At 49.4% G+C, this 12,585-nt stretch carries 10 protein-coding genes; 7 read left to right on the forward strand and 3 right to left on the reverse strand.

Annotated features, from left to right (window positions below; all coding sequences use genetic code 11):
• Window position 1: 1 nt before the first annotated feature.
• The gene (locus tag JCM12308_RS27810; RefSeq protein WP_128647397.1) at window positions 2-769 is read right to left on the reverse strand and encodes a glycosyltransferase; all 768 of its coding nucleotides are present in this window, start codon (window positions 767-769) and stop codon (window positions 2-4) included.
• A gap of 750 nt (window positions 770-1,519) precedes the next feature.
• Between JCM12308_RS27810 and JCM12308_RS13240 the strand changes: the two genes are divergently transcribed.
• From JCM12308_RS13240 to JCM12308_RS13265, 7 genes are all read left to right on the forward strand, one after another.
• Complete coding sequence (locus tag JCM12308_RS13240; protein WP_208978550.1) at window positions 1,520-2,317, forward strand: hypothetical protein; 798 nt, start codon at window positions 1,520-1,522, stop codon at window positions 2,315-2,317.
• A gap of 35 nt (window positions 2,318-2,352) precedes the next feature.
• Window positions 2,353-4,284 (forward strand): DUF5801 repeats-in-toxin domain-containing protein, encoded by a 1,932-nt coding sequence (locus JCM12308_RS29905; protein WP_208978551.1) that lies wholly within the window; start codon window positions 2,353-2,355, stop codon window positions 4,282-4,284.
• 455 nt (window positions 4,285-4,739) lie between these two features.
• A complete protein-coding gene (locus JCM12308_RS29910) occupies window positions 4,740-7,088 on the forward strand; it encodes an Ig-like domain-containing protein (protein WP_208978552.1) in 2,349 nt (782 codons plus the stop codon).
• A gap of 132 nt (window positions 7,089-7,220) precedes the next feature.
• Window positions 7,221-8,135 carry an alpha/beta fold hydrolase gene (locus tag JCM12308_RS13250; protein ID WP_054784046.1) on the forward strand — a complete coding sequence of 305 codons (915 nt, stop codon included), beginning with the start codon at window positions 7,221-7,223 and terminating at the stop codon, window positions 8,133-8,135.
• A gap of 61 nt (window positions 8,136-8,196) precedes the next feature.
• On the forward strand, window positions 8,197-9,210 hold the full coding sequence (locus JCM12308_RS13255) for a glutathione S-transferase N-terminal domain-containing protein (RefSeq protein WP_054784047.1): 1,014 nt from the start codon (window positions 8,197-8,199) through the stop codon (window positions 9,208-9,210).
• Between the two features lie 335 nt (window positions 9,211-9,545).
• Window positions 9,546-9,938, forward strand: coding sequence for a hypothetical protein (locus JCM12308_RS13260; RefSeq protein WP_054784048.1), 393 nt, complete (start codon window positions 9,546-9,548; stop codon window positions 9,936-9,938).
• 254 nt (window positions 9,939-10,192) lie between these two features.
• Window positions 10,193-10,576 (forward strand): LTXXQ motif family protein, encoded by a 384-nt coding sequence (locus JCM12308_RS13265; RefSeq protein ID WP_008550772.1) that lies wholly within the window; start codon window positions 10,193-10,195, stop codon window positions 10,574-10,576.
• Window positions 10,577-10,624: 48 nt separating this feature from the next.
• Here the strand turns inward: JCM12308_RS13265 and JCM12308_RS13270 are convergent, their stop codons facing one another.
• On the reverse strand, window positions 10,625-11,386 hold the full coding sequence (locus tag JCM12308_RS13270) for an isocitrate lyase/PEP mutase family protein (RefSeq protein WP_054784049.1): 762 nt from the start codon (window positions 11,384-11,386) through the stop codon (window positions 10,625-10,627).
• A complete protein-coding gene (locus JCM12308_RS13275; protein WP_054784050.1) occupies window positions 11,373-12,452 on the reverse strand; it encodes a bifunctional transcriptional activator/DNA repair enzyme AdaA in 1,080 nt (359 codons plus the stop codon). Before JCM12308_RS13275 ends, JCM12308_RS13270 begins: the two co-directional genes overlap by 14 nt.
• Between the last annotated feature and the right edge of the window lie 133 nt (window positions 12,453-12,585).

Below are 12,585 nucleotides of genomic sequence, written 5' to 3' on the forward strand. Positions count from 1 at the left end.
GCTAAGCTCTCGCAAAAAGTCTTTTCTTTTGCTTGTAATCCGACTTGACTGACTTGAGGAAACTATCCCATTCATCTGTCACGCGCTCAGGCGTAAACGCAGAGATTTTTTGCCGTGCTGCTGTTCCCAATTGCTTCCGAAGTTCCGGATTTCCCATCAGCGTGTCCAAAGCTTCAGCCAAACCTGCTGCGCCATCTTCAACTCTTGTCAAATAACCAGCTCCATCTTTGAGGAGCGCTGAGTTAGAAATGCAATCATCTACAGCAACGCAGGCCAGTTGATAACTCATTGCTTCCGCTAATGAATTCGAGAACCCTTCGAAATGAGAGGGAATGCAGAAGATCTCTGCATTTTGATATGCTTCAGTCAAATCCGGCTGTGCGCCATGAAGCTTTATCTGGTTGGGAACACCCAGCGACTGACAAAGTTCAACGGCCTCTTCGCTATCAGTACCAGAACCATACATATGCAATGACCAGTCGGGATACTTTTCTGCAACTTTAGCGAAGGCATTAATCAACCATTGAGGTCGTTTGGCAGTATCAAATCTGCTTGTAAAAAGAATGCGCTTCTTGTGTTTGTCTCCTTCTAATGAAGAAGGCAAATGAATACCATTTGGTATATAGCTAATCGGCTTTGCGGCATGCTTGGGAAGGTAATTAGAAAACTCTGGTAACAAAACTGAGTAAGCATCAGCGCAGCTAATTTGTTCTCGATAATTTAATCGAGCAACCGGATCTTCATAGAACCCGACAGTTTCATCAAACATATACTTCGAATATTCCGAAATGCTAATACAATTGGAAAAGCCCGATATGGAAACGCATTATCAATCAAAGAAGCATAGTCTGGTGTAAACACAACACAAATGTCAGGGTTTTCTCGTTCCAACTCTTGTCTCAGACGAGGTAATCTTCCTCTTATTCTTCGTCTCCAACGCTGTCTTCTGTAAGCTGGGAGGATTCTCTGAAGTTGCATTGATGCCGATTTTTTGGGAGTCCGATTTAAGGATTGCTGTTTCTTTTTTTGTACATCTTTGAGCGACACCTGTTTTCCAAACTCTTGAAGTGAGTGCCGGATCTCTAACGCAGGATCATGAGGATAAAACGGTGTCGCAATCTCAAGGCTATCGTTCAATACGGTTACGGAATGCCCTTTTGCAATGAGACCACTCCCAATAGCGAGAACTGCCCTTTGCGTTCCTCCGGTTTCTGCGAAGGACCATCCGAAATAAAACAGAACTCTCATTCAAGACATTCCCCGTACCCAGCTTTTACTGCAAGCTTCACTCCCAGATACCAAGGGAATTTCGCGATTTACGATACCCCTATTTTTTCACCCTTATTTTCTCATTCCTCTAATTTCAGAATTGTCACATTCAACCAATTCAGGTTCCCTAGTTGCAATTGTTAATGAAGTCTTAAGAGGGCGGCGCGCGCTGTTTTAGCTGTGTGCTGGGTTGGGGACCGGGATGTTGCAGCGGCAAAATAAGTGTTTTAAACACTGCTGGCTTTATCCGATGATTGGCGCGGTTGCCTTAGGATCAGCCGGATCTTCCGTTGAGGCAACAACTCTACGTGAAGCGCTTGAAGACACCTTGCGGTTCAACCAGACGTTAAGTTTAACAAGTTGGAAGACAGCTTCAAAACAGCAGAAAACTGAGGTTCTGCAGGAAACCGTCGATGCTTATGCTGCACTCTACTTAGCAACACAGCAAACACACGTTTATCTGAGATCGCTGAGAGATCTAAACGAGATAACCGCAGTTTTGGATAGACATTCTGAGAGCAAAACAACTCAGGTTTTGGAGCGCGTTGAAGCGTTAGAAGCACAGCGCAGCTCAATCAGTGATACTCTAAAGGCACTGCAGCAGAACGAACTTCTTTTTGCGCAAACGGCCTTCACACACTACACGGGCAGCCGCAGTTTCAACCTTCAGCCAGTGGTCACTTCATCTCTGTTGAATGGTTCAGGATCGCCTACAGATGTGCAAGCGGAAAGCAAATCACTTTCCAAAGCGATTAAAACCTATAAGCAGCTTCAGATCGGAGTAACGCGCCAGAGGCGAAACTATGAGGCCGCACTCGCACAGACTGAAGTAAATTCTGAGCATGTTCCTGCTTATCTCACCGCTCTAACCAAGCTGCAAAATACAGAACTTCAGCTCATCGCAGCTGAAGCAGAACTCATTCGCCTTCATTTTGCAGACAAAGCTCAGCGTTCGACGCTTTTGCTGCACCTCGGTCTTTCTGAGCGATTGCTTGAGAAAACCCGCAACCGAGAACTGCGGCGTATAGCGACCCAACAGATCAATTAGAACACTAACAATTTGGAACGAGGAGGAATGCAGTCATGGCTCACATCAACTCAGCGCCTAAGAACACACCAGTTTTGCAGTCCCCTCCCCCAATTCTGTTAGCTGAACCTCTGCCACATTCGCGTGGCGCAATCCTACTCAAGCGGGAAAACGGTCAGTTGGTTGATCTTTCCAACACGATCGGGACAGCCCAACTCGCGCGAGATGGAACTCAATTGCACATTCGGCAAGCAGATGGACAGATTATCGTAATTGAAGGCTTTTTTGGCGGGCCAGCCAACGAGTTCTTTATTTTGATGCCATCTGGCCCGCTCACCACACAAAGTCAGTTCTTGGCAGCAGTGCAAATCGATGCTGCGTTGGAACTTGGCAGCTTTCAGGAAGATGTCCCCTCCCCTGCCCAAAGCAGAACAAACAAACCTGCCGAAGAATCTCATCAGTCTTCGGATACGGCTAGTTTTCCAACTTTGCATCAAACACCTAGATTGGCAGAGTTAAGTTCTGCCACCAGCCACAGTCACTTTGCGGAAAGCAATAACTCCAACTTGGAAGGCGCTCCTTTTGCTCTTTCAAAAACAAGTAATCCTGAGAGTATTGCAGTTCCTCAGTTTTCTCCCGCAGACTTGTATGTTCAACCAAACTCGATAGTTTCCCGAGCAAACGATCTTCCGATACTCAAAGTAGAGGAAGCATCCTTTCGCACATCCACCGATATCTCAGTCAGCGATAGCCTCGCTATTGATTTTGGCGTGGATGGTACCAACTCCCGCGCACTGCTATTTACACTTGATGCAGCTGGACGCCCACTCGGCCGCTCAGGTGATCCGCTCGATATTACCTCCGGCGGTGCGCGGGTCCTTTTTCAGTCAGAATTTGGCCTACAAGGTCAGCATGTTCTGAAAGGGTTGAAGGGAGATGGTACGCTCGTTTTCAAAGTAACGTTGGATCCCACATCGCCCAACGGCACCTACATCTATCAGCAATTTGCGCAGTTAGATCACCCAGCTGACACTTCAGACCTCCTGCTCAGTTTCCGGTTCATTGCAAAGGATGCAGATGGAGATAGCCTGGTTTCCTATCTGGACCTCCGCGTAACCGACGATCCTATGCCTTCGGAATGGAACCTAACAGCAACCGTATCTGAGGCAGGCTTAGCGGGAGGGTCAGATGGAGATCCGAACAGCGCCTCAACATCAGGCATTCTGCCTATGGGCTCACAACAAGGCCCAGTCACACTGACATGGGATGATCCTACTCCAACATCGGGCTTCAGCTTTGCTCAAGAAGGGCAAACACTTCTTATCCTACAAGGTGGGCAAATCGTTTTATCTGTATCTCTGAATGCATCGACTGGCACCTACAGTGTGACGCAACACAACACAATCATAAACGCAGGTAACGGTGACGCGGTATTCAACCTGAACTTCTCAGCGACAAACATCCGAGGCCAAAGCGCAACTGGCACTCTTATCGTCACATCGCTAGACGATACACCTAAGGCGTTCCCACTCAACCAGATCGTTTTTGATGAAAGCCAGTTGAGCGACGAAGCTGAGCTGAGTTTCTCATCAGATTACCTGCCTCATAACGCTGGAGCAGATGGTGCAAACATCAGTTGGCAATTGCCGGAAGATCCAGACGGTCTGATTTACATCATCGAAGGGCAGATGCTCAGCGTAAAACAGGGCGATACGCTAATCCTGACGGCACAGTTTACGGATGGCAAGGGAGCCTATACAGTTAAGCAGCATAACCCGCTTCAACACACCAATGGGCTGGATCAGGAGGAAATCAAACTCCACTACGTGATCACCGACGGAGATGGTGACACGGCCCAAGGCACATCAGCGTTTCTATCAAAGATGATAGCCCTACTGTTGGAGCACCGATCGAACTCACGCTTAGCGACGAAGCGTTTACGCAAGCAGATCAAAGCAGTACATCGGCTGAGGATAGCCTTGGTCTGACAGGTGTACTCCCAGTCTCCGCTGGTGTAGATGGAGTACAGGTCTCATGGACAGAAGCCCCTCTTCCAACAGGCTTCAGCTGGGATCTTTCCGACGACAAAATAACGCTTTTGCAAGGCACGACGGCTATTTTCAGCGCGACGCTGAATTCCGCCAGTGGAGCGTATTCTGTTACACAGCATGCTCCCCTCAATCATTCTCAGAGCGTTGACCAATTTCAACTGCGGTACATAGCGGCCGACTCTGATGGAGATGCAGCAACTGGGACACTGCAGATTTCCATTTCAGATAGCGTACCTGTCGCAAGTTCTGCGCCTGAGAGTATTAGCCTTTCCGAAACAGACCTCTTTGAAGCGCGTATGAACGGAGATGCATCTATTTCCCAATCAGGCACGCTTAACGTTCAATGGGGAGCGGATGTTGGTTCAACAAAAGCACTCTCATTTTCATCCAGCATGAGCGGCACGCCTGCCCCATTTGCCGTCAATGGAGCCCAGGTCTTCTATTCCTTATCAGGTATTGGAAACGAACTCGTCGCGAAGACTCAGGATGGTACTCTCGTCTTCAAAGTCACCTTGGACTCAGGCAACACAGGATCCTATACAGTCGAGTTTTTCACCCCAATTGATCATGCAGCCCCATCAGAAATCTCGATGGTGTTCGACATCGTCGCGACCGACGGAGATGGTGATACTCTTCCGCTTTCTTTCTCATTCGACATTGCAGATGGAAAGTCCATTGCCGTTGCTGACCAGTTCACAGGCAAGGAAGACACACCGCTCGTTTTAGATCTACTGGGAAACGACATTCTGAATAGCGAAGGTTACTCCGTTCATATTGTCTTGGCACCTGCCAAGGGTCATCTGACACAGAACGCGGACAACACATTCAACTATACCGGGCATCCCAACGCCAATGGGTCTGATAGCTTTAGCTACTATATTCAGGATGCTGACGGTGAACGCAGTGAGACCGTGACTGTCTCCATCGAGCTCAGTCCAGAGAATGATGCTCCGATCTTTTCAGGTGTCGGACAAGACACGCCTTTTCATTTGACTGTCGAAGACAATGGACCTCAGGATGTCTTCACTGCGAACGCATCAGACGCTGATGGAGACAGCCTCCATTTTTTTCTCCAAGGGCCTGATGCGGCCCATTTCAACATCGATGCACAAACAGGTAAAGTCAGCTGGAAGAACGATATCTCTTATGATGTTCCGGCAGATCAAGATGGCGACAATATCTATGACGTTACGATTGTAGCCAGAGATCCATCAGGCGCAGAAGCTTCACAGGACTATCAGATCCAGGTCACCGAAGGCCATAACACACCACCCCCGCCTCCGACAGTTTACCTTCACACACGTGAAGCTGGCAGTTACCAAGTTAGTTGGGACTTCGACTTTGATAACTACACCAGCAATATCTCAGATGATATTCGGTCCGATGCGTGGAAAGAGTATGGAGACGACGGCTTGGCCGCCGCCTCAAATGATGGTTCCTCCGACATTTACATTGATGAAGCAACGGGCGGACTTGTTCTGACAGATCAATCCAGCGCTTCCGCAAATGGCGACGATAATCTTGCAAGCCTCAGCAAAACATTTGATCTGACGGGTGCACAGTCAGCGCAGCTCTCGCTTAGCTATACCGCTAACTTCAGTTCATCAGAGACAAGTAAACTCTTCTATATTGAGGTCATGATGGCCGATGGCTCCGTTCAAAGGATTGCTGAGATCACCGACACCGAAGACCATTCCCAGTCCAGAACGATAAACCTAGACCTTAGCGACCATATCTCTTCGGCCACGACAATAAGGTTGGTTGCTCCAGGTGATCTCACGTCTGCAGACACTCTCAGGATCAGCGATCTCACGGTCTCAATCGAACAACTCGCTCCTTTGGAAGAACAGCATTTAGACGCCACCTATCAAATTGATGGAGAGGACTTGGCAGTTGCCAAGTCTGCCAAGATTGACGGCTTGCAAGAACCAATAACCGGTCTAACGGTAAAACTCTTCAATGCTCAAAACGGCGATGTCCTGAACTATACAGCAATCGACGGCATCAATGGTGAGCTGCAAGATAGCGACAACGGCGTACTCACATTGAATTTCTCAGGCAACCTCAATGCTTCAATCTATCAAAACCTGATTAACTCGCTTACGTTCTCAACCAACTCAGATAGTCTTGAAGCAAGAAGTCTTTCCGTGATCCTTCATACAGAGAGTGGAAGTTCATCACCGTCCATTTCGACAATTCATATGCTCCCCAACGTTGATGGAGAGACCGGAAGCGACAAGAACCCAGTTGATGGAACCTCGGCAGATGACACACTGAGAGGCACTGAAGGTGACGATGCAATCAACGGATTTGAGGGCAGCGATCATCTCTATGCTGGTGAAGGACAAGATACTCTGACGGGTGGCGAAGGCTCAGATATCTACTTCTTTGAGCAACTGGATGGAGCAGCAGATCATATCGCGGACTATAAAGCAAACTCACAGAACGGTACTGATCGCGATATCATTGACATCTCGAAACTCCTTAAGGACTACGGTGAAGGTGGACTCGATCAGTATCGCTTCTTCACTGATCAATACGTCCGTTTGGTTAAAGATCCAAATGGGCAATACACACTACAGGTTGATCTAGATGCTTATGACAATGACCATAGTTGGGAGACATTAACCACACTGGAGATTCAGAACGCAGATGTTCCAGGAGCTTCGGTCAGCATTGATGTATTCTCTGTAGCAACCGAATTTGAGATACCAATCGAAAACGCGTTCCCAATAACCTGAGCTCGCAAGCCATGAAACTTGGCAGCTGCCAAGTCATTTCTCGCAAATAAAATTGCTATTCTGCTTTGGTAGAGCTTGCTCTCGTATACGGTATGGCTAAACTTTCTCTGTTATTGCTTCAGAGGATTTTTCATGCGTTCAGATACCCCCATTCAGAAGTTCGTTTCAGCTGGAGATCATCAGATCTGTCTTCATGAGTGGGCTGGTGAAGGACCGACATTTCTGCTGCTTCACGCGACTGGATTTCATGGACGCGTCTGGGATTACATCATCAAGCACTTTCCAGGAAGACACGTGATCGCGTGGGACATGCGCAGTCACGGAATGAGTGAGAACGCAGCTCTGCCAAAACTTTGGACCGACTTGGGAGAAGATCTTTTTGCTGTGGTCAAGGAACTTGGTCTCAAGCAAGTCTATGGAGTGGGGCACTCTTGCGGTGGCCATTTGACAATCTTGGCAGCTGCCAAGTTTCCTGAACTCTACCAAAACATTCTTTTACTCGACCCGGTTGTCTTCCCGAGGCCTCTGCTTCCGATCTTCAAAAACATCGCTGATCAAGACCACCCGGTGGCGCGTCGTCGGAACCAATGGACCAATGTTGGTGAAATGTATGAGCGGTTCAAAGACCGAAAGCCATACAACAGCTGGCTACCTGAAATCCTACAGGACTACTGCCAGCATGGCTTAGTAGAAACTGAACAGGGCGAGGGCTACCAACTTGCGTGCCCACCGGATGCAGAAGCAGAAGTCTACCGCACCTGTTATGGGGATCACATCTACCCACTGCTGGATTCCGTCAGAGTACCAACCACAGTGGTGCGTGCTCGCCGCAGAAAGCCTGAGGAGCCCTTGCATGACTTCTCGCCATCTCCGACCTGGGAACTCCTGGCAGAGAACATGCCGAATGCGAAAGACATCTACGTGCCAGATCACACTCATTTTCTGCCAATGGAAAATCCAGATGCCGTTTTGAACATGATGGTTCAGATGGAAAGGGGAGAGGATATCCGCTGGCAGGGGAATGGAGCAATCTTGAAAGACATGTAACCAATGCGTTTGGCAGGGATCATATTGCAAAGTCAAACCTGCCAAGTGAGGGGAGGGGACTATGGGAAGTTTTGAAATACACGGAGCGTTGGGCTCACCGTACTCCATGAAAGTACGAGCCGCATTCAGGGCTAAACGCATTCCACACGCATGGAAGCTCTGTGCGCCGATGGGGCCAAACAGCCCAGTCAAACACGTTAAAGTTCCGGTTATTCCCGTCGTCAAGTTCCCGGACGATACTTGGATGAACGACTCCACTCCGCTGCTGCTTCATCTGGAAGCAAAAGGGGAGGGGAGATCTCTCTTGCCTGATGATCCGCTGCTTCGTTTTGCATGTTACTTGATTGAGGACATGGCGGATGAATGGCTCGTCAAAGCGATGTTCCATTACCGCTGGTTTTATGAGGCAGATCGAAAGATCGTACCAAGCTGGCTGCTGTATGATGCTTGTTTGGGATTGGACGAAAACACGATCAAAGCCATGGGCCAGCAATTTGGTGCTCGCCAGATCAGCCGCATGCCCAAGGTAGGGTGTACTCCCGAAACAGCACCGATCATCGAAGCGTCAACCAAACGCATGCTCGCAATCCTCGAAAAGGCAGTCGTCTCCAAGCAGCACTTCCTGTTTGGCGATATAGCTTCCTTGGCAGACACTGCGATCTTCGGTCAACTCTACCAACTCAAAGACGATCCCACTCCCTCTGCCATGTTGCAGAAAGAGTTCCCATTTGTGTTCCGATGGCTCGATCACATCGACGACGCCTCTGGCTTTGAAGGGGAATGGGTTTCTGAACTGACACCAGCTCTCAAAGATTTGCTCAAAATGGCTGGAGACACCTATCTTCCATTCCTGTCAGCAAACGCCAGAGCCATCGATAAGGGGGAAACCACCTTTACCGCCGACTTACCGGAAGGGTTCTTCACGCAGGAGATCTTCAAGTACCAGAAGAAGTGCCTTGATCGGTTACGGGACGAATGGGCGAAACTTACACCGGCATATCGGGAAACACTGAGCGAGTATCTGATGGGCGGCACCGAGATCCTCGATTGCTCTCTAGCACAGCCTGCGACCTGAATAAATCGACTTGGCAGCAAATGTTGGCAGCTGCCAAGTCCAACTCTCATCTGCCAACTAGCCTTCAAAACATACTCGTCAATAGACGCTTTTCCCCAAAATTGGCGGAAAACCTTGGGTCTTTTGCATCAAACTGTATCGCAAACCGTGTTTACCCGCCCAATTTGTAACTGAGTTTGTCAGCCTCAGAGCATGACGACAGGCGATTACAAAACTCAAATTGCTTCAATTCGATCAATCTTCGATAGTCCCTCCAACGCAATCACCGCAGCCCGGCGATTACATTCCATCGCCACGCCGAGCTGACTTATTGGACGACTGAACCGGAGATCAAAATGAAAAGAATTGCTATTGCAGGCGCTGCTCTTGTTACTCTTTCAGGCGCTGCTTTCGCCGATGCTCTGACCTTTTATGACGGCAACGGCACCAAAACGATTATCCAGACAAATTCCCTAACGGGTTGTGTTGCCATTTACGACTCCGGTCGCAACCCACTCCAGATCTGTCGATTGAACACTGCGCCAAAGGCCGTTGTTGTGCCAGCCCCCGCTACAACAATTGTCACACCTGCTCCAACAACCACTGTTGTTACACCTGCTCCAACAACCACTGTTGTTACACCTGCACCGGTCGCAGTTGCCCCCAATGCATGGGACCGCCGTCAGGACAGAGCAACCGCGCGTCGTGTCATTCGCAGAACCGAAGCTCGTCAGGATCTTTTTGACTAAGCTTCATCTTTAAGTTGCCTTGATCCCCAATGCTGGCAACTGTGCCCGCCTCCTACCCGGGGCGGGCACATCTTTATGAAAAAACTAAGCAATCTGATTGGAATATTTCCCAATATTTTTAATGGGTTAGTGAAAGTGTAACGACCTGTCACAAGGCCCGGAACGAAGACGTTCTCTTACACTATTTGGTTTGCACTTACCGCTGCGTACCTTCAGAGTTTCCAAAAGCAACAGCAGAAAAAACAGGAGTCCCCATGTTCAAGGCAATTGCCCTCTCCCTGTCCGTCCTCTTTGCAACGCCACTCGTTGCCTATGCTGATCCCGGTAAAGGACAGCAACGCATGGAGATGATGGCGGAAAGGCTTCAGCTAACTGATGCGCAGAAGGAAAAAGTGCGCCCTATTATGCAGCAGGCGATGGAAGAACGTCGCGCCATCCTGAAAGGGGCTGGTATTGAGCGCGGTAAGAAGCCAACCATCGCTCAACTTCGAGAAGTGCGTGGCCCAATGCAGGAATCTCGCGAGAAACTCGATCAGCAGATGGCTCAAGTCCTGAGCACGGAGCAAATGGCGACCTTCCGCGAGATGCAGCAGGAAATGCGGGATAAAATGAGAAAGAAATTCAGAGAAGGCAAATAGGCCTCTCTTGAAAACAGAATAGGGGAGCGATTGCTCCCCTTATCTAGTTTAAAGAATGCTTTCAGCTTTGCGTTTCAGGTCAATCATCGCCTCACGATAAGGACCAGGACCGAAGCTCACACGAGAAACACCCAGTTTCCCAAGTTCGGCAATCTCTGGCATACCTTTCATCATGTAGGCGTTGACCGGTAGAGGAGCAATTTCGCAAATTTTGGCGATCTGATCCGCGTCCGAAAGGGCAGGGATGAAGAAACCGCTAGCACCTGCCTCCGCATAGCGCTTCCCACGTTCAATAGCTTCTCCAACCAATCCCCCATGTTTACTCGCATCCGGTTCATTCAGGAACATATCAGTGCGGGCGTTGATGAAGAACGGGATGCCTGCCTCATCCGCGGCTTCACGGAAGGCAGAAATTCGCGCGCATTGCTCATCAACGCTGTAAAGACCGCTGCCGTTGACCTTCTGATCTTCAAAATTGACACCAACAGCGCCTGTTTTGATGATCCGAGCCGCATTTGCTTTCACATCAGCGGGGCTATCGGCGTATGCGCCTTCGAAATCAAGAGAGAAGGGGACTTCCACGCTTTCTGCAATACGGCTTGCAACAATTTCGACCAGTGAAAGCGGGATTTTCTCGCCATCTTCGTAGCCATGGGCTGCTGCAACTGATGCACTTCCCGTTGCGACCGCCTTGGCACCTGCCTTTGTCACGGCCTGGGCAGTGCCAGCATCCCAAATGTTGTAGATGGTGATTGGCTCGCCTTTAACATGGAGAGCGGCAAATTGTTTTGCTTTGTCAGCCTGAGACATCAATAAGGCCTTTCGATCTTGCTATTTTCAGTTCCACATCAATCAATTTCTGCTTCCGCCACAAACCACCGCCATATCCCGTCAAGCCTCCATCCATTCCAACAACCCTGTGGCATGGAATGACAATGGCAATTTGATTTGCTCCATTGGCACGAGCGACAGCACGGGGTGAGTTTGGCTTGCCGATTTGCTTGGCCAGTTGGCTGTAGCTTTTGGTGGCACCAATCGGAATGCGGCGCAGCTCGCGCCAAACATCCTTGGTAAACTCCGTGCCATGCATCACCAGCGGCACGTCGAAATCCAGACGCTTGCCTTCAAAGAACTCACCCAGTTCACTTGCGATCTGATCAGTTGGTGCCGTGCGGCCAAGGCCCAGATCACCCTTCACTTGTTTGCGCAAACGGGAGAGTTCAGCGGGGAGGGCTTTACGGTCTGCAAACTCCAGCAAGTGCAGTGCACGGTCATCACTTACGGCGATCATTGCGCCAAGCGGAGTGTCAAACCAATCCGCTTTGAGAAGACCATCGCCCTTTAGTTCAGCCGGTTTGCAGCCAAGCAATCGCGCGAAAGCCTGACGGAATGCGTCCGGAGATGAAAACCCAGAAGCCAGCTGCGCATCAATCACCTTCCCGCCATCAGAAAGTGTTTCAAATCCATCGCGCAAACGGGAGAGGCGGGCCATTTCCAGAAATGTAATTCCGTATTGACGCTTGAAGCTTCTGCGCACAGTAGATGGATCCAGTCCAAGGCGGACAATATCGGCTTCTGACCATTTGTGATGCGGCTTTGCTTCAAACTCACAGAGCAAACGTGTCACCACTTCATCATTATCCGCGGACGTGCCCACCGGATGGCAGCGCTTGCAAGGGCGAAATCCGGCTTCAAAACATTCTGCGATCGTCTCGAAGAAGCAGCAGTTCTCATACTTCGGCTTGCGGGCAGGGCAGGTGAGGCGGCAAAACACGCCGGTTGAGCGTACCCCAACATAAGCCCGGCCATCATAGTCCGGATCGCGATCAAGAAGTGCCTGATAAAGCACTTTGGTATCTGGTAGTTCAAAAAGCATGATTTCTTATAGTGTCAGGAGCCATTTTCAGCGCACGGTTTTCGGGCGTTTATTAAGGACATCTGATTTTTGGTGTCTTCCGCAATGTGTAAGGCTAATTGATAGCATTCAATTGCACAGCACCGGCAAGTAA

The organism is Pseudovibrio denitrificans JCM 12308, from assembly GCF_001310815.1.
Taxonomy (GTDB): Bacteria; Pseudomonadota; Alphaproteobacteria; order Rhizobiales; family Stappiaceae; genus Pseudovibrio; species Pseudovibrio denitrificans.